Source organism: Pseudomonas sp. NPDC077649, from assembly GCF_044542855.1.
In the GTDB taxonomy this organism is placed as follows: domain Bacteria; phylum Pseudomonadota; class Gammaproteobacteria; order Pseudomonadales; family Pseudomonadaceae; genus Aquipseudomonas.
In genome coordinates, this window is record NZ_JBITVF010000007.1 from 12,397 (window position 1) to 29,645 (window position 17,249).

Annotated in this window: 17 protein-coding genes, 1 pseudogene and 2 riboswitches; of the genes and pseudogenes, 11 read left to right on the forward strand and 7 right to left on the reverse strand. The window is 68.2% G+C overall.

Going from position 1 to position 17,249, the window contains the following annotated elements:
* Window positions 1-5 precede the first annotated feature (5 nt).
* On the reverse strand, window positions 6-695 hold the full coding sequence (gene ung / locus ACIGFL_RS19135) for a uracil-DNA glycosylase (protein WP_397498202.1): 690 nt from the start codon (window positions 693-695) through the stop codon (window positions 6-8).
* Window positions 696-877: 182 nt separating this feature from the next.
* On the opposite strand from ung, the gene ACIGFL_RS19140 reads away from it, so the two are divergent.
* Window positions 878-1,291: a PaaI family thioesterase gene (locus tag ACIGFL_RS19140; RefSeq protein ID WP_397498203.1), complete on the forward strand. Its 414-nt coding sequence runs from the start codon at window positions 878-880 to the stop codon at window positions 1,289-1,291.
* Window positions 1,292-1,407: 116 nt separating this feature from the next.
* On the opposite strand, the gene ACIGFL_RS19145 is transcribed toward ACIGFL_RS19140, so the two are convergent.
* Window positions 1,408-2,289 (reverse strand): AraC family transcriptional regulator, encoded by an 882-nt coding sequence (locus ACIGFL_RS19145; protein ID WP_397498204.1) that lies wholly within the window; start codon window positions 2,287-2,289, stop codon window positions 1,408-1,410.
* A 126-nt stretch (window positions 2,290-2,415) separates the two neighbouring features.
* Here ACIGFL_RS19145 and ACIGFL_RS19150 point away from each other — a divergent pair, with 126 nt between their 5' ends.
* The 6 genes and pseudogenes from ACIGFL_RS19150 to mmsB all read left to right on the forward strand — a co-directional run bounded on the left by ACIGFL_RS19150 (window position 2,416) and on the right by mmsB (window position 9,419).
* The gene (locus ACIGFL_RS19150) at window positions 2,416-3,912 is read left to right on the forward strand and encodes a CoA-acylating methylmalonate-semialdehyde dehydrogenase (protein ID WP_397498205.1); all 1,497 of its coding nucleotides are present in this window, start codon (window positions 2,416-2,418) and stop codon (window positions 3,910-3,912) included.
* A gap of 97 nt (window positions 3,913-4,009) precedes the next feature.
* Window positions 4,010-5,257 (forward strand): ABC transporter substrate-binding protein, encoded by a 1,248-nt coding sequence (locus tag ACIGFL_RS19155; protein ID WP_397498206.1) that lies wholly within the window; start codon window positions 4,010-4,012, stop codon window positions 5,255-5,257.
* 6 nt (window positions 5,258-5,263) lie between these two features.
* Window positions 5,264-6,427 (forward strand): annotated as a pseudogene (locus ACIGFL_RS19160) (acyl-CoA dehydrogenase family protein).
* Window positions 6,428-6,481: 54 nt separating this feature from the next.
* Window positions 6,482-7,300 (forward strand): enoyl-CoA hydratase, encoded by an 819-nt coding sequence (locus ACIGFL_RS19165; protein ID WP_021444473.1) that lies wholly within the window; start codon window positions 6,482-6,484, stop codon window positions 7,298-7,300.
* 88 nt (window positions 7,301-7,388) lie between these two features.
* The gene (locus ACIGFL_RS19170) at window positions 7,389-8,492 is read left to right on the forward strand and encodes an enoyl-CoA hydratase/isomerase family protein (protein WP_397498207.1); all 1,104 of its coding nucleotides are present in this window, start codon (window positions 7,389-7,391) and stop codon (window positions 8,490-8,492) included.
* A 42-nt stretch (window positions 8,493-8,534) separates the two neighbouring features.
* Window positions 8,535-9,419: a 3-hydroxyisobutyrate dehydrogenase gene (gene mmsB / locus ACIGFL_RS19175; RefSeq protein WP_397498208.1), complete on the forward strand. Its 885-nt coding sequence runs from the start codon at window positions 8,535-8,537 to the stop codon at window positions 9,417-9,419.
* A gap of 154 nt (window positions 9,420-9,573) precedes the next feature.
* Here mmsB and ACIGFL_RS19180 read toward each other — a convergent pair whose 3' ends face one another.
* Together ACIGFL_RS19180 and ACIGFL_RS19185 are read right to left on the reverse strand one after the other, a co-directional pair.
* Window positions 9,574-9,819 (reverse strand): DUF1145 domain-containing protein, encoded by a 246-nt coding sequence (locus ACIGFL_RS19180; RefSeq protein WP_021442961.1) that lies wholly within the window; start codon window positions 9,817-9,819, stop codon window positions 9,574-9,576.
* Window positions 9,820-9,899: 80 nt separating this feature from the next.
* The gene (locus ACIGFL_RS19185) at window positions 9,900-11,687 is read right to left on the reverse strand and encodes an alkyl/aryl-sulfatase (RefSeq protein WP_397498209.1); all 1,788 of its coding nucleotides are present in this window, start codon (window positions 11,685-11,687) and stop codon (window positions 9,900-9,902) included.
* Between the two features lie 97 nt (window positions 11,688-11,784).
* On the opposite strand from ACIGFL_RS19185, the gene ACIGFL_RS19190 reads away from it, so the two are divergent.
* Window positions 11,785-12,696 (forward strand): LysR family transcriptional regulator, encoded by a 912-nt coding sequence (locus ACIGFL_RS19190; protein ID WP_397498210.1) that lies wholly within the window; start codon window positions 11,785-11,787, stop codon window positions 12,694-12,696.
* Between the two features lie 6 nt (window positions 12,697-12,702).
* On the opposite strand, the gene ACIGFL_RS19195 is transcribed toward ACIGFL_RS19190, so the two are convergent.
* The 3 genes from ACIGFL_RS19195 to ACIGFL_RS19205 form a co-directional block, all read right to left on the reverse strand.
* Window positions 12,703-13,188, reverse strand: a complete 486-nt coding sequence (locus tag ACIGFL_RS19195) for a hypothetical protein (RefSeq protein ID WP_397498211.1) — start codon at window positions 13,186-13,188, stop codon at window positions 12,703-12,705.
* Between the two features lie 80 nt (window positions 13,189-13,268).
* A complete protein-coding gene (locus ACIGFL_RS19200) occupies window positions 13,269-13,424 on the reverse strand; it encodes a hypothetical protein (RefSeq protein WP_021442965.1) in 156 nt (51 codons plus the stop codon).
* Window positions 13,424-13,603: a hypothetical protein gene (locus tag ACIGFL_RS19205; protein WP_031302854.1), complete on the reverse strand. Its 180-nt coding sequence runs from the start codon at window positions 13,601-13,603 to the stop codon at window positions 13,424-13,426. The genes ACIGFL_RS19200 and ACIGFL_RS19205 overlap by 1 nt, the downstream gene beginning before the upstream one ends.
* A 206-nt stretch (window positions 13,604-13,809) precedes the next feature.
* A riboswitch (guanidine-I (ykkC/yxkD leader) is annotated at window positions 13,810-13,929 on the forward strand.
* 54 nt (window positions 13,930-13,983) lie between these two features.
* On the opposite strand from ACIGFL_RS19205, the gene ACIGFL_RS19210 reads away from it, so the two are divergent.
* The 3 genes from ACIGFL_RS19210 to ACIGFL_RS19220 all read left to right on the forward strand — a co-directional run bounded on the left by ACIGFL_RS19210 (window position 13,984) and on the right by ACIGFL_RS19220 (window position 17,203).
* Entirely contained in the window at window positions 13,984-15,060 is a 1,077-nt protein-coding gene (locus ACIGFL_RS19210; protein ID WP_397498212.1) for a putative urea ABC transporter substrate-binding protein, read from the forward strand.
* 184 nt (window positions 15,061-15,244) lie between these two features.
* Window positions 15,245-15,345, forward strand: a riboswitch (guanidine-I (ykkC/yxkD leader).
* Window positions 15,346-15,530: 185 nt separating this feature from the next.
* Complete coding sequence (locus ACIGFL_RS19215; RefSeq protein WP_397498213.1) at window positions 15,531-16,346, forward strand: ABC transporter permease; 816 nt, start codon at window positions 15,531-15,533, stop codon at window positions 16,344-16,346.
* A 41-nt stretch (window positions 16,347-16,387) separates the two neighbouring features.
* The gene (locus ACIGFL_RS19220) at window positions 16,388-17,203 is read left to right on the forward strand and encodes an ABC transporter ATP-binding protein (RefSeq protein ID WP_397498391.1); all 816 of its coding nucleotides are present in this window, start codon (window positions 16,388-16,390) and stop codon (window positions 17,201-17,203) included.
* Window positions 17,204-17,249: the final 46 nt, after the last annotated feature.

The window sequence follows — 17,249 nt, forward strand, 5'->3', positions numbered from 1 at the left end:
CGCAATTAAAGCGCCGGCAACCGCCAGTCGATGGGGGTCATGCCGTTCTGCACGAGGAACTGGTTGCAGCGACTGAAGTGGCCGTTGCCGATAAAGCCGCGGTGCGCCGACAACGGCGAGGGGTGCGGCGAGCGCAGCACCAGGTGCTTGGTCGGGTCGATCAGGCGCTGCTTGCCCTGCGCATGACTGCCCCAGAGCAGGAACACCAGCTTGGGCCGCTGCTGGCTGACCACCTCGATCACCCGGTCGGTAAACAGTTGCCAGCCCTTGTTCGCGTGGGAGCCGGCGTTGCCTCGCTCCACGGTCAGCGAGGTGTTGAGCAGCAGCACGCCCTGCTCGGCCCAGCTCTGCAGGTAGCCGTGGGCAGGGATATCGAGGTTCAGGTCGCGCTTGAGTTCCTTGTAGATGTTCACCAGCGACGGCGGCGTCTGCACCCCCGGCTGCACCGAGAAACACAGGCCGTGGGCCTGGCCGGGACCGTGGTAGGGGTCCTGGCCGATGATCACCACCTTGACCCGATCCAGCGGCGTGGAGTTGAGCGCATTGAAGATCAGCGGGCCCGGCGGGTAGATCTCCTTGCCGGCCGCCTTCTCGGCACGGAGGAACTCGCGCAGCTCGCTCATGTAGGGCTTGTCGAACTCCTCGCGCAGCGCCTCTTTCCAGCTGGCGTCGAGTTTGATGCGGTCGTCGGTCATCCCGGGGGTTCCTGCGCTGAAAACGAAAACGGCACGCTAGGCAAGGCACGGGGGCAAGTCAAGGCATCGCACGGGATAACGCGGCGCCGACTGATGCCTGCCCATCACGCCGCTGGATGCGCGTTGCCACGCCGCCCTCGCCGGCCAAGACTCAAAGGCGATATCCCGAGGAGCAGCGCAGCATGAACACCGCGACCGCTATCAGCCGCGAACGCCTGGAACAGGCGCTGGCCCACTCCACCTTCGCCCAGTTGCTCGGCGCCGAGCTGCTCGACTTCGAACCCGGCAAGGTCAGCCTGCAGGTGCGCAGCCGCCCCGACCTGTGCCAGCACCACGGCTATCTGCACGGTGCGGTGGTCGGTTTCATGGTCGACAGCGGCTGCGCCTGGGCCGCCGCCTCGCTGGTCGGCGACGTGGTCACCAGCGAATACAAACTCAACCTGCTCGCCCCGGCCATCGGCGAGCGTCTGCTGTGCCGGGCCGAAGTGCTCAAGGCCGGACAGCGCCAGGCGGTATGCCGCGCCGACGTGTTCGCCTTGAAGGAGGGCCAGGAGAAGCTGGTGGCCACCGGCCTGGCGACCATCGCCCGGGTGTAGGGCGGATTCAGCAGCCGTAGGTTGGGTTGAGGTGCGCAGCGCCGAAGCCCAACGGGTCAGGTCGAGGACTGCTGGGCTTCGCTGCGCTCGGCGCCCAGCTAGCGGCGGGTGCCGCCCTAGCCCTGGTGCAAGGCCCGGTAATGACTGGGCGCCATGCCCACCACCTTGCGAAACAGTCGCGAGAAATAATAGGGATCGTCGTAGCCCAGTTGCTCGGCGATCTGCCGCACCTCGGCGTCGCCCTGGTCGAGCAGGCGGCAGGCCTGGGCCATCTTCAGCTGGATGAAATCCTGGATCGGCGCATGGCCGGTCAGGGCACGGTAGGTCTTGGCGAAGTGGAAGCGCGACAGCTTGAACTGCGCCGCCAGCTCGTCGAGGTTGAGGCTGCCATGCAGGTGGCTGCGCATCACCGCCTGCACCGCGTCGACGTCCAGCACCCGCCCGGATTTGAGGTTGGCCCGCGCCGGCAGCACCGCCAGGGAGCTGAGCAGCGCCTGCAGCTGATGGGCGGCGTGGATGAAGGGCACCGGGTTGAGGCCCTGGCGCTGCAAGCCCAGCAACGCCTCGAAATCCGCCAGCAGGCGCGGCTGCACGCCGATGCGGCGCACCCGACGCGGCCCCAGCAGACGCAGGAAGTCCTCGGCCAGGCTGCCGTCGAAATGCACCCAGTACAGCGTCCAGGGCCGTGCGGCGTCGGCGCCGTAGCGGTGGGCGAGGCCCTTGGGCAGCAGCAGCAGATCGCCGCCGCCGACCTCGAATCGTCCATCCGCCGTCTCCAGCCAGCCGCGCCCGGCGCGGCAGTAGATCAGCAGGTGGTCCTCCGGCTGACTGCGCTGCATCAGGTGCCCGGCCGCTTCCGGGTAAAACCCCAGCGCCAGCGGGTAGCAGCCGCAGCTCAGCGGCTGACGGGCCAGCAGGCGACGCAGGCGCGGCGGGGTGATGAAGCGCTGGCCGTTGGCGGGCAGCGGCCAGCTGGAGGTTTCCACTCGTGCGGTCATCGGCGCGCCCACCTCGCTGGGGGATGGCAATGCCAAGATCGTCCATCCAAAGGCCAAGATCGTCAATCCACAAGCAGCCGGACACTGACTATAAAGAGAGCACAGAAGAACAATAGGAGGCCGACCATGCCCCGTACCCTGCCCCAGCTGATCGACGGCCAGTGGCTCGCGAGCCAGGCCCGCGAACTGATCGAAGTCACCGACCCGGCCACCCAGCAGGTGCTGGCGCTGGCGCCCAAGGCCACCCATGCGGAGATCGAGGCCGCCGTGGCCAGCGCCAAGGCCGCCTTCCTCACCTGGCGCGAGGTGCCGGTGCCGGAACGGGCGCGGCTGATGCTGCGCTACCAGCACCTGCTCAAGGAGCACCACGACGAGCTGGCGGAGATTCTCGCGCAGGAGACCGGCAAGACCTTCGCCGATGCCAAGGGCGATGTCTGGCGCGGCATCGAGGTGGCCGAGCACGCCGCCAACGTGGCCAGCCTGATGATGGGCGAGACGGTGGAGAACGTCGCCCGCGAGATCGACACCGCCAGCTGGATCCAGCCGCTGGGCGTGTGCGTCGGCATCACCCCGTTCAACTTCCCGGCGATGATTCCGCTGTGGATGTTCCCGCTGGCCATCGCCTGCGGCAATACCTTCATCCTCAAGCCCTCCGAACAGGACCCGATGACCCCCAACCGCCTGGCCGAGCTGTTCCTCGAGGCCGGCGCGCCGCCCGGGGTATTGCAGCTGCTGCACGGCGGGCGCGAACAGGTCGACGCGCTGCTGGTGCACCCGGACGTGCGCGCGATTTCCTTCGTCGGCTCGGTGCCGGTGGGCCAGCATATCTACCGCACCGGCACCCAGCACCTGAAGCGGGTGCAGGCCTTCGCCGGGGCCAAGAACCATATGGTGATCATGCCCGACGCGCCCAAGGATCAGGTCATCAGCAACCTGGTCGGCGCCAGTTGCGGCGCCGCCGGCCAACGCTGCATGGCGATCAGCGTGGCGGTGTTCGTCGGCGAGTCGCGGCAGTGGATCCCCGAGCTGGCCGCGCAGATGGCCGAGCTGCGCCCCGGCCACTGGCGCGACAGCGGCGCCGCGTTCGGCCCGCTGATCAGCCAGCAGGCGCGCCAGCGCGTGCTGCGCCTGATCGCCGAGGGCAAGGCCGAGGGCGCCGAGTGCCTGCTGGACGGTTCGCAGTGCAGCGTCGAGGGCTACCCGGAGGGCAACTGGCTGGGGCCGACGCTGTTTCGCAAGGTCACGCCGAAAATGTCCATCTACCGCGAGGAAATCTTCGGCCCGGTGCTGGTGTGCCTGGAGGTCGCGACCCTGGAAGAGGCCATCGAGCTGGTCAACGCCAGCCCCTACGGCAACGGCACCAGCATCTTCACCCGCTCCGGCGGCGCCGCGCGCCACTACCAGCACGCGGTGGAAGTCGGCCAGGTGGGCATCAACGTGCCGATCCCGGTGCCGCTGCCGTTCTTCTCCTTCACCGGCTGGAAGGGCTCCTTCTATGGCGACCTGCACGCCTACGGCAAGCAGGCGGTGCGCTTCTACAGCGAGACCAAGACGGTCACCAGCCGCTGGTTCGACGACACACCGCTCGGCGACGGCCCCAACATGACCATTCAGTTGAAATGAGAACGGAGTAGGCCTCTGTTAGACCAATAGACGATCACTGCAACTGGACGAGCGGCGTAAAACAGTCTCCTGCAGCACAACAACAAGGAGAACTGCAATGCGCCACCTGACTGCCACCCTGGCCCTGTGGGCCGGGATCACCGCCTGTGCGCAGGCCGCCGAGCCCATCACCCTGGGGCTCAACTACCCGCGCACCGGCCCATACAAGGAGGAGGGATTGGCGCAGATGCGTGGAGCCCTGCTGGCCATCGACGAGCTCAACGCCGCAGGCGGCGTGCTGGGCCGCCCCTTGCGCCTGTCCAGCAAGGACACCGCCTCGCGTCCGGCCAAGGCGGTGAAGAACGTCGACAAGCTGGCCGCCGAGGGCGCCGCCATGCTGTTCGGCGGCGCCTCCAGCGCGGTGGCCATCGCCGCCGGCAAGCGCGCCCGCGAACACGGCCTGCTGTACTTCGGCACCCTCACCTACTCCAACGACACCACCGGCAAGGACGGCCACCGCTACCTGTTCCGCGAGTGCAACAACGCCTGGATGAGCGCCCAGGTGCTCGGTCAGTACCTGAGCAAGCACCTGCCGGACAAGCGCTACTTCTACGTCACCTCCGACTACACCTGGGGCCACACCACCGAGGCCTCGCTGCGCCAGGCCACCGCCAGCGACGACGCCGGCCAGCACGCCGGCGTGCGCGTGCCCTTCCCCGGCGCACGCCTGGCCGACTACCAGGATGCCCTGACCCAGGCCGCCGCGAGCGATGCCGAGATCCTCGCCCTGGTCCTGTTCGGCGAGGACCTGGTGCGCGCCATGCGCATCGCCAAGGACCTGGGCCTGACCGAGCGCATGCAGGTCATCGCGCCGAACCTGACCCAGAGCATGGTCGAGCAGGCCGGCCCGGACCTGATGCAGGGCGTGATCGGCACCGAACCCTGGACCTGGCGCGTGCCGGCGCTGGAGCAATCCGCCCGCGGCGAAGCCTTCGTCGCCGCCTTCAAGGCGCGCTACCAGATGTACCCCTCGAGTTCCGCCGCCTCGGCCTACAGCATCGTCCAGCAGTGGGCCGATGCCGCCAAGCGTGCCAATAGCCTGGATAGCGAGGCGCTGATCAAGGCGCTGGAAGGCCACCGCTACAGCCTGCTGAAGGACGAACAGCAGTGGCGCGCCTTCGACCACCAGAACCTGCAGACGGTCTACGCGGTGCGGGTCAAGCCGCGCGACGAGGTGCTCAAGGACCCGCTCAAGCAGGACTACTTCGAAATCGTCGACCGCCTCGACGCCGACACCGCGCTGCCCAATCTGGCGCAGTGGCAGGCCGAGCGCCGCGCCGGCGGCCAACCTTTGACATTGCAATGAGGCGCCATGGACTTCGAACTCAGTGACGAACAACGCCTGCTCACCGACAGCGCCCGCGCCTTCGCCGCGCGGGAGCTGGCGCCGCACGCCGGCGACTGGGACCGCGACCACCACTTTCCGCTGCCGGTGATCCGCCGCGCCGCCGAGCAGGGCTACCTGGCCCTGTATATCAAGGAGGAGGACGGCGGCCTGGGCCTGTCGAGGCTGTCCAGTTCGCTGATCTTCGAACAACTGGCCGCCGGCTGCGTGGCCACCACCGCCTACCTGACCATCCACAATATGGCCTCGTGGATGTTGGCGAGCTTCGCCGACGAGGCCCTGAAGGCGCAGTACCTGCCCGGGCTGATCGACGGCCGCCTGCTGGCCTCCTACTGCCTGACCGAGCCGGACGCCGGCTCCGACGCCGCCCACCTGCGAACCCGCGCGCGGCGCGATGGCGACGATTACCTGCTCGACGGCAGCAAGTGCTTTATCTCCGGCGCGTGATCGACCGATGTGCTGATCGTCATGGCGCGCACCGGTGAGGACGGCGCCAAGGGCATCTCCTGCTTCCTGGTGCCGGCCGACGCCGCCGGCATCCGCTACGGGCGCAACGAGGACAAGATGGGCTGGCGCGCCCAGCCGACCCGCACCATCGCCTTCGACGGCGTGCGCATCCCCGCCGGCAACCGCATCGGCCCGGAGGGCCAGGGCTTCGTCTACGCCATGCAGGGCCTGGACGGTGGCCGCCTGAACATCGCCAGCTGCTCGCTCGGCGCGGCCCAGGCGGCGTTGCAGCAGAGCCTGCACTACGTGGAGGAGCGCAAGCAGTTCGGCAAGCCACTGGCCGAATTCCAGGCGCTGCAGTTCAAGCTGGCCGATATGCTCACCGAGCTGACCGCCAGCCGGCAGATGGTGCGCCTGGCCGCGGACAAGCTGGACCGGCGCCACGCCGAGGCCAGCCTGTACTGCGCCATGGCCAAGCGCTTCGCCACCGACCAGTGTTTCGCCATCTGCAACGAGGCGCTACAGCTGCACGGCGGCTACGGTTACCTGAGCGACTATCCGCTGGAGCGCTGGGTGCGCGACAGCCGCGTGCACCAGATACTGGAAGGCACCAACGAGATCATGCGGGTGATCGTCGCCCGCCGCCTGCTGCAGCAGGGCGGCATGCTCGATCGCCTGCTGTGACCGCTTTATCCCCTCTCCCCGGGGGAGAGGGGAACATCATTTAAGAGGACCCTTATGAGCACCGCCATCGAAGCCTACAAGCCCGGCATCTTCGACCTGACCCACAAGCTCACCGTGGAAAAGCACGGCCACACCGCGCTGATCACCATCAACCACCCGCCGGCCAACACCTGGGACCGCGACTCGCTGATCGGCCTCAAGCAGCTGGTCGAGCACCTCAACCGCGACGACGACATCTACGCCCTGGTGGTGACCGGCCAGGGGCCGAAGTTCTTTTCCGCCGGCGCCGACCTGAACATGTTCGCCGACGGCGACAAGGCGCGCGCCCGCGAGATGGCGCGGCGCTTCGGCGAGGCCTTCGAGACCCTGCGCGACTTCCGCGGGGTGTCCATCGCCGCGATCAACGGATACGCCATGGGCGGCGGCCTGGAATGCGCACTGGCCTGCGATATCCGCATCGCCGAACGCCAGGCGCAGATGGCCCTGCCCGAGGCCGCGGTGGGCCTGCTGCCCTGCGCCGGCGGCACCCAGGCGCTGCCCTGGCTGGTGGGCGAAGGCTGGGCCAAGCGCATGATCCTCTGCGGCGAACGTATCGACGCCGAAACCGCCCTGCGCATCGGCCTGGTGGAACAGCTGGTGGACAGCGGCGAGGCCCGTGGCCATGCCCTGCTGCTGGCGGCCAAGGTGGCGCGACAGAGTCCGGTGGCGGTGCGCACCATCAAGCCGCTGATCCAGGGCGCGCGCGAGCGCGGCCCGAACACCTGGCTGGCGGAGGAACGCGAGCGCTTCGTCGACCTGTTCGACGCCGACGACACCCGCGAAGGGGTCAACGCCTTCCTCGAGAAGCGCGACCCGCAGTGGCGCAACAAATGATTCGTGGCACCGTAATCGGCCAGGCCCGTAGGGTGGATGTCGCTTCTTACATCCACCAGAACCGCCCCGCCCTAAGCTGGAAACCTGTATGAACCTGCACTTCGAAGAACGCCCCAGCCTGCATGGCTACCGCATCGGCATCGCCAGCCTGGATGCCGAGAAGAGCCTCAATGCCCTGTCGCTGCCGATGATCGAGGCGCTGGACGCGCGCCTGAAGGCCTGGGCCATCGATCCCGAAATCGCCTGCGTGCTGCTGCGCGGCAACGGGCCCAAGGCCTTCTGCGCCGGCGGCGACGTGGTGCAGCTGGTGCAGCAGTGCCGCGAACACCCCGGCGAGGTGCCGCCGCTGGCGCGGCGCTTCTTCGCCGACGAATACCGCCTCGACCACCGCATCCACAGCTATCCCAAGCCGCTGATCTGCTGGGCCCACGGCCACGTGCTGGGCGGCGGCATGGGCCTGATGCAGGGCGCGGCGATCCGCATCGTCACCCCCAGCAGCCGCCTGGGCATGCCGGAAATCAATATCGGCCTGTACCCGGACGTCGGCGGCAGCTGGTTCCTCGCCCGCCTGCCGGGCAGGCTCGGCCTGTTCCTCGGTCTCAGCGCCGCCAGCATCAACGCCCGCGACGCGCTGGACCTGAACCTGGCCGACCGTTTCCTCCGCGACGAGCAGCAGGACGCGCTGATCGAAGGCCTGGTGCAACTCAACTGGCGGGAGCACGCCGCGCAGCAGCTGCACAGCCTGCTGCGCGCGCTGGAACGCGAGGCGCGCGGCGAACTGCCGCAGGCGCAGTGGCTGCCGCGCCGCGAACGCCTCGACGCGCTGCTCGACGTGGCCGACCTGCCGGCCGCGGTACAGGCCATCGCCGGCCTGCACGGCGACGCCGACCTGCTGCTGGCCCGTGCGGCCAAGACCCTGGCCGGCGGCTGCCCGCTGACCGCGCACCTGGTCTGGGAGCAGATCCGCCGCGCCCGTCACCTGTCGCTGGCCGAGGTGTTCCGCATGGAGTACGCCATGAGCCTGAACTGCTGCCGCCACCCGGAGTTTGCCGAGGGCGTGCGCGCCCGCCTGATCGACAAGGACCAGACGCCGCGCTGGCACTGGCCGGACGTGGCGGCCATCCCGCCGGCGGTGATCGAGGCGCACTTCGCCCCGGCCTGGGACGGCGCGCATCCGTTGGCGGATCTGTAAACCTTCGCTCCCCGAGGCATCAGCACAAGGAGAACCCAAACCATGACCCAGATCGCCTTTATCGGCCTCGGCCATATGGGCCTGCCCATGGCCCGCAACCTGCTCAAGGCCGGCTACCCGCTCAAGGTCTTCGACCTGGTGCGCAGCGCCGTGGACGAACTGGCCGGCGAAGGCGCCCTGGCGGCGGACAGCGCCGCCGAGGCGGTCGACCAGGCCAAGGTGGTGATCAGCATGCTGCCGGCCAGCCGCCATGTCGAAGGCCTGTACCTGGGCGACGCCGGCCTGCTGGCGCAACTGCCGGCCGGCACCCTGGTGCTGGAATGCTCGACCATCGCCCCGGAGTCGGCGCGCAAGGTGCACGCCGCCGCCCGTGAGCGCGGCGTCGCCCTGCTCGATGCGCCGGTGTCCGGCGGCACCGCCGGCGCCGCGGCCGCCACCCTGACCTTTATGGTCGGTGGCGAGGCCAACGCCCTGGACAAGGCGCGGCCGATCCTCGCCGCCATGGGCAAGAACATCTTCCACGCCGGCCCGGACGGTGCCGGCCAGGTGGCCAAGGTGTGCAACAACCAGGTGCTGGCGGTGCAGATGATCGCCACCGCCGAGGCCATGGCCCTGGGCGTGGCCAACGGCCTGGAGCCGGCGACCCTGGCCGAGATCATGCGGCAGAGCTCCGGCGGCAACTGGACGCTGGAAAAGTACAACCCCTGGCCCGGGGTGATGGAGAACGCCCCGGCCTCCAAGGGCTACAGCGGCGGTTTTATGGCCGAACTGATGGCCAAGGACCTCGGCCTGGCCCAGGAAACCGCCAGCCACAGCGGCAACAGCACGCCGATGGGCGCCCTGGCGCTGCAGCTGTACCGCCTGCTGCTCAAGCAGGGCAAGGGCAAGCAGGATTTTTCAGTGGTGCAGCAGTTGTTCGTGGAGTAGCGGTCCGTAGGCGCCAGCTTGCTGGCGATGCCTTGAAGCGAATCGCGGCAAGCCGGCTCCTACGAAAGCGCGAGTACGTCGTGCAGTCTTGGCCCGGATGCAATCCGGGATAAAGCGCGGCGACTGCCCCGGATTGCCTCCGGGCCAACGGCATTCAGCGCAGCGTCTGCAGATGCAGCAGGCCGAACAGCAGCACCTGCAGGCGCTGCCGCCACAGCCCCGGCCGGCCGTGCAGGCGCGCGCGAAACAGCAGCAGCTCGCCTAGATGGGCCAGCAACAGCGCCAGCGCGGCCCAGTTGACCCAGCCGCCCAGCGGCGCGGCAAAGGGGTAGAGCAGGTTGAGCAGCGCCACCAGCCAGAACATGGCCAGGGCGCCCTTGGCGAACGACAGCAGTTTCATCGCGATCCTCCGGTTGGGCGATCGCCGCAGTGTGCCGGGCCAGCCCGGCGCTGCCGCCGCTCTTTCGGCTGGAACGGTGCTCAGCGCAGGGTCAGGCCGAAGGACTCGTCGGCGAAGTCGAAGCAGGCGAGGAAGCGGCGGATCTCCAGCAGGTTGCCCTCGACCTGCACGTCGCCCAGCAGCGCGCCCTTGACCAGGCCGCCTTCGCCGGTCAGCAGGGTTTCCATAAAGCGCTTGTCCATGCTCAGCCGCAGCTCGGTGCCTTCGGGAATGCCCCGGTGCAACTGGGCCACGCCGCGGCGCACTTCCAGCGCCCACTCCTCGTTCACGTCCGGGAAGCGAAAGCCCAGGGTCAGTTCGAGGTCGCCGGCCTGCTCCGGGTCGATGCGCGTCACCCAGTTCTGCAGGAAGGCCTGCGGGGTGAAGCTGCGCACCATGTCCGGGGAGAGGAGGACCTTGCGCATCTCCTGCGAGCGCTGGCGGATGGCCTCGCCGTCGAGCTTGCCTTCCAGCTCCATGGCACTCATCAGGTACCAGTTGCGCCAGTTGATGTTCATGCTGGCGTAACCCAGCTTGCGCAGGCTGCGCGCCTTGATCTCGCGTGCCAGTCGATCCTCGCGGTCGACGCGGATGGCATAGCCGGCCAGCTCGGCGGCCCACTGGTAGTCGCCCTTGAGGTAGGCGTTGCCGGCCTCCAGCAGCAGCTTCTCCCGGCCACCGGCCAGGGCGATCAGCCGCTCGGCCTGCTGCCGCGGCGGGGTCGGATCGAGCGCCACCGGGTCGCCCTGAAACCAGCCCAGGTAGCCGTTGTAGATCTGCCGCACGCTGTGCTTGACCGTGCCGTAGTACTCGCGCAGGTAGGGCGTGTAGCCGGCCAGGTGCGGCGGCAGCTTGACCTTCTCCACCAGCTCGTCCGGGGTCAGGCCCTTGTTCATCCAGCGCACGCTCTGGTCGTGGATATAGGCGATGCCGTCGCGGGTCATGCGCAGCACCTCCTCGACCCGCTCCTGGCCGCTGACCGGGCGGCCGTGTAGCGGCACCATGTGCTCGGCCTGGTACTCGCGCAGCTTGTCCAGGCTGGCGACCCACTGCACCGGGTCGCGGAACTTGGTGCCGCGCAGGGTATGGATGTTCGGCAGGGTCGGCCCCTGCTCCACCTCGGCGCTGATCAGCACGCGGTTGTCCGGCAGGTACAGGGTGATCTCGTCCGGCGCCTCGCTGGGCACGTGCAGCAGCTGCACGTCGAGGCCGGCGATGCGGGTGTCCAGGCGCTCGGCGAAGGTCACCGTCGGCGCGATAAAGGACGACGGCTCGGGCTTGGCCAGCGGGCCGATGCCGGCGTTCATGCCCTCCAGGTCGCTCGCCGGCAGGAAGGAGCCGAAGCTGTAGGCCGAGCGCACGCCGAGAATCGGCCCGACCAGCGCGCCCTGCGCCACCACGTTCTCCAGCAGGCTTTCGTGGGCGTAGATCTGCACCTCGCCGCGTTCCACCTGCTCGCGGCTGACGAAGGCCTGCACGCCGTTGATATGGTCCGGGTGGAAGTGGGTGTAGACCACCGCCTTGACCGGCTTGTCCGTGAGCTTGCGGAACTCGGCCATGATCTTGCGCGACTCGCCGACCGACTCGCCGGTGTCGACGATGATCAGCCCCTCGGGCGCCTCGATCATCACCACGTTGCCCAGCTGCCAGCCGACGGCCGAGTAGACGTTGTCGGCGACGCGGTAGACCTGCTGGGCGAAGTGCTTGGTGTGCGCCGCCAGCTCGGCGTGGATGCTCGGCTCGATGCGCTCGGCCGGCAGTTCGGCCTGCGCGTTCAGGGGCAAGGCGGCGGCCAGCAGCAGGCCGCCAAGGCGAGAGAAGGTGCTCATGGCGATAGGACGTCTTGTTGTTGAAGTGCTGGCAGGTTGGCAAAGGCCGCCTGATAATTCCAATGCATTCGAATCCATGAACCAATGCAGAAAGCGCATGAGCGACCTACGCCAGCTCCGTCACTTCGTCGCCCTCGCCGAACACGGCCACTTCGCCCGCGCCGCCGAGGCCGTGCACCTCAGCCAGCCGGCACTGAGCCGCAGCATCCAGGCCCTGGAGGCGCAGCTCGGCTGCAGCCTGGTGGATCGCCACAGCCGCGGCATCAGCCTCACCGCCCACGGCCAGCTGGTGCTGGAACATGCCCGCCGCCTGCTGGCCGGCAGCCAGGCGCTGAGCAACGCGGTCAGCCAGCTGGACAACCTGGAGGCCGGCGAACTGCGTCTGGGCGCCGGCCCCTACCCGGCCGCACGGCTGGTGCCGCAGGCGGTGGGCAGGCTGCTGCAACGCTATCCGCGGGTACAGGTGAGACTGGAGATCGGCAACTGGCTGGAGCTGCGCGAGCGGCTGCTGGAGGCCGGCGTCGAACTGTTCGTCGCCGATGTGCGCGAACTGCAGGATGACCCGCAACTGCAGATCGAGGCGCTACAGGCGCATGCCGGCGCGCTGTTCTGCCGCCCCGGCCATCCGCTGCTACAACGCCGCGAGCTGCGCCTGGCCGACCTGCTCGACTTCCCCCTGGCCGGCACCCAGTTGCCGCAGGCGGTAGAGCGCAGCCTCGGCGCGGCCAGCGGCCGGCCGCAACCCTTGAGCGTGCAGTGCGACAACTTTCTGGTGCTCAAGCGCCTGGTGGCCGACAGCGAGGTGCTGAGCATGGCGCCCTGGGACGTGATCGCCGAGGAAGTGGCGGCCGGCCAGCTGAGCCTGCTGCCGCTGGCCCCGGCGAGCCTGCAGCAGCAGTCGGCCTACGGCCTGGTCAGCCGTGCCGGGCACAGCCTGTCGCCGGCGGCGCAGGCGCTGGTGGAGGAAATTCGCCGGGCGGATCGCCAGCCGCTGCCGCCACGGCGCTGAACGCCGCTAGTTGCGCCGCCAGTCGCCGCTGCGCTGCTGCTCGCCGCGCGAGTGACGGTCGTCGCGGGAGTAGCGCTGCTGCACCTGCTGCTGGCGCTTGCCGTCCCAGTGCTTGCCGGCGGGCAGGCCCTGCAGATGCTGCTTGTGCTGTGATCGCTGATGACCGTCGTGGCGGCGCCAGTCATCGCGGCGGCCGTCGTGGCGCGAGTAGCCGTCGTGGCCTTTGTGATCGCGCGGGTAGAAGCCATGCTGGCGCGGCGGTACCGGCACGTAGTGTTTGGAATCGTGGCGATGGCGGTCGTGGCGGCGATCGTCGTAATAGTAGTAACGCGGCGTGACGTAGACCGGCGGCGAGTAATCGCGGCGGTAACCGTTGTAATAGTGGTGCGAGTGATGATGGTCGCGGTAGCCACGGTCGTAACCGTCGCCGTACACGGCGCAGCCACTGAGCGGGATGAACAGCAGGGCAGCAAGCAGGGTTCTGTAGGACATGGGGAGCCTCCGCAGGGGAAGCGGGGGACGCGCACCGCACCCCCGAGGGAAGAGGCCGGGCCGCGAGGCCCGGGACTGGATCAGCAACGACCTTTCTTGGCCTGCCCCGGCGGGCAGTGGGGAGGACCGCCGCCAACATCGCCGATATCGATGCCGATACCCGGCAGCCTCAGGCTGCAGCCGGACAGACCGAAAGCCAGGCTGATCGCCAGCAGCAACGCGCCGAAGGTTTTCATCAGCAGCTCCCCTTCATCCGGTGCCCCGGCGGGCAGAAGTGACCGCCGCCGTGGTAGCCGCGGCCACCCAGGTCGACATGAATCACATCGGGATCGCCGACCCGGGCATGCACGCCCGGCGCACTGAAACTGCAGCCGCCCAGCAGCAACGCCAATACCATCACAGTCAAACCACGCATGTCGGAATACTCCTCGAATTTCCAGTGGCCATTAGATGCCCCGCAAGCGGCGCGGGCACAATTCTATCGGCATGCTGGTTCGACCATCGGCACTGGATCACGTTCCGTGCAGCCGAGTGACGGCCATCACAGGCTCGCCATGGCCGCTGGCACGCTCCTCGCTTGGCAAGGCGCCGCAGCGGGAAGGCGAACAGCGCTGCGTGCAGACAATGGCCGACTAGGGTTCCGGCCCGCCCCACCAGGCGGGTGGCTGGTCCGAGAGTGGGCGACCTCATAGAGCGGCGGGAAGCCGCGGGGTTACACGGCGGGATAAAAGCCCGGGAGAACGCGCAGCACGGCTGCCCGCCTTCCCGCCTCCGTTCCCTGCCGCCGAGGTCACCATGTCATTGCGTACCCTGCTTACCGCCCTGCTCTGCACCGCCCTGCTCTGCACCGCCCTGCTGACCGCTCCCGCCGCCGAGGCCGCGCCCAGGACCTTCAAGCTCTGCTGGTCGATCTTCGCCGGCTGGATGCCCTGGGGCTACGCCGCCGAACAGGGCATCGTGAAGAAATGGGCGGACAAGTACGGCATCGATATCCAGGTGCAGGAAGTACCGGATTACGTCGGCTCCATCGAGCAGTACACCGCCGGCCAGTTCGACGCCTGCACCATGACCAATATGGACGCCCTGACCATTCCCGCCGCAGCCAGCAAGGACAGCACCGCGCTGATCATCGGCGACTTCTCCAACGGTGCCGATGGCCTGCTGCTGCGTGGCAGCGGCAAGCGTATTCAGGATCTCAAGGGCAAGACCGTGCTGCTGGTGGAGAACTCGGTGTCCCATTACCTGCTCAGCCGCGCACTGGAATGGGCGCTGCTGGAGGAAAGCGACGTAACCATCCAGCACGTTTCCGATACCGAAATCGCCAACACCTTCCTCGCCGGACAGGGCGATGCGGTGATCACCTGGAACCCGATCCTCGCCGAGATCAAACGCAAGGCCGAGGTCAGCCAGGTGTTCACCTCCAACCTGATTCCCGGCGAGATCCTCGACCTGACCGTGGTCGACAGCCAGACCCTGGTGCAACACCCGGAATTCGGCCGGGCACTGACCGGCGCCTGGTTCGAAACCCAGCGTCTGCTCGGCCTGCCCACCGCCGCCGGGCGTGAGGCCAGGGCGAAGATGGCGGCGGCCGCGCGCACCAGCCCCGAGGACTTCGAGGCCCAGTTGAACACCCTGCGTTCCTTCTACGCCCCGCGCTATGCGCTGAACTTCGCCCAGACCGGCAAATTGCCGGACCTGATGCAGCGCATCGCCCATTTCGCCGATGCGCACGGCCTGCTAGGCCAGAGCGGCCAGGGCCTGAGCAACCTGGGCATCGCCTTCAGCGGCGAGCAGCCCCTGGGCAACGCTCAACGCATCCTGCTGCGTTTCAACCACGACTACATGCAGCTGGCCGCTGACGGCAAGCTCTGACACCGTCCTGACGCCCCAGCAGGCAGCACGCCGCTCTGACAACGCACCAGCACGGCGCACCGCGACCCCGGCGCCGCCGAAGGGAGCGCCGTCTGCTGCGGTTCGCGACGCATGGCACGATGTTCGCTAAGAACAGCTCGTGCAGGAACAACCCGGTTCGCCGGGATCGCGGCACCACAATTTGCCAATAGCCGGCTAGGGTTCCGGCTCGCCACGCGCGAGCGACTGGTCCGAGAGCTAGCGACCTCCAGCGAGGTTACACGGCGGGACAAAAGCCCGGGAGAACGCGCCCCATCCGTGGGGAACCGCCGCGAACTCCTGCCCGCCCCTGTCAAACTGGAGGTTCATCATGGGTACGCCCCACTCGCATCGGCGGCAACCAGCCGCCCACCCCAAAGGCCCGAAACCAGCGCGCTCTTGCGCTTGCTAGCTGCGCACGCCTTTCGTTCCAGGCCCGACGAGGACTATCCATGCGCCTGATCAACCGCCACCCGGATCGCAGCGGCCGCCTGCTGCTGATCCTGCTGCCCTTCGCCCTGCTGCTGTTCGTCTACTTCAGCGCCTCGGCCACCCGCCTGGCCGAGAACCCCAACGACAAGCTGCTGCCCAGCGCCAGCCAGATGATCGACGCCGTCGACCGCCTGGCCTTCAGCGAAGACAAACGCAGCGGCCAGTACCTGTTCTGGCAGGACACCGCCTCCAGCCTGCAACGCCTGGGCCTGGGCCTTGGCATCGCCGCGCTGCTGGGCCTGGTGCTGGGTATCGCCGCCGGCAGCGTGCCGCTGTTCGGCGCACCGCTATCGCCGCTGCTCACCGTGCTGTCGATGATTCCGCCGCTGGCCATCCTGCCGATCCTGTTTATCGTCTTCGGCCTGGGCGAGCTGTCCAAGGTGATGCTGATCGTCATCGGCATCACCCCCTGCATCGCCCGCGACATCGAACAGCGCGCCCGCGAGATTCCCGGCGAGCTGCTGATCAAGGCGCAGACCCTCGGCGCCAACACCTGGACGCTGATCCTGCGCCTGGTGCTGCCGCAACTGCTGCCGCGCCTGCTGATCTCGCTGCGCCTGATGCTCGGCTCGGCCTGGCTGTTTCTGATCGCCGCCGAGGCCATCGCCTCGACCGACGGCCTCGGTTACCGCATCTTCCTGGTACGTCGCTACATGGCCATGGACGTGATCCTGCCCTACGTCGTGTGGATCACCCTGCTGGCCTGGCTGATGGATCTGGGCCTGCGCCAGGTGCTGCGCCTGTGCTTCCCCTGGCATGAAGGAGGCAAGGCATGACCCTGTTCAGCCAACACATCGTCCCGCTAAGTGAACCTGCCATGAACCCATCCAGCGCTGCCAACGCCAGCCAGTCGAAAACCGCCTTTATCGAGGCGCGCAACCTGTGGCAGGAATACGGCGACCTGGTCGTGCTCGAGCGCCTCAACCTCAAGGTCGACGAGGGTGAGTTCTGCACCCTGGTCGGCGCCTCCGGCTGTGGCAAATCCACCTTTCTGCGCATGCTGCTCGGTCAGGAACGCCCGAGCCGTGGCGAGCTGCTGCTGGGCGGCCAGCCGCTGCCCAACGAGCCCGACCCGAGCCGTGGCGTGGTGTTCCAGCGCTACTCGGTATTCCCCCACCTGAGCGTGCTGGACAACGTCGCCCTGGGCCTGGAACTGCCGAAGTCGAAGCTGCTGGGCCGACTGTTCGGCGCAGCCAAACGCGAGGCCCGCGAGCGCGCTGCCGAAATTCTCACCAAGGTCGGCCTCGGCCATGCCCTGAACAAGTACCCCAGCGCGCTTTCCGGCGGCATGCAGCAACGCCTGGCCATCGCCCAGGCGCTGGTGATGCAACCGCGCATGCTGCTGCTCGACGAGCCGTTCGGCGCCCTTGACCCCGGCATCCGCAAGGACATGCACGCGCTGCTGCTGGAGCTGTGGCAGGAAACCCGCCTGACCGTGTTCATGGTCACCCACGACCTGTCCGAAGGCTTCAGCCTCGGCACCCGCCTGCTGGTGTTCGACAAGGTGCGCCACGATCCGCAGGCGCCCAACGCCTACGGCGCACGCATCACCTACGACATCCCGCTGAACGCGGCACGCCGGGCTCAGGCGCAGTTGCCCAGCGAGCTGGCCGAGCGTATCGCGGCAGGCTAACCATCTGTAGGAGCCCGCTTGCGGGCGATCCGCTGTAGCTTGTGCT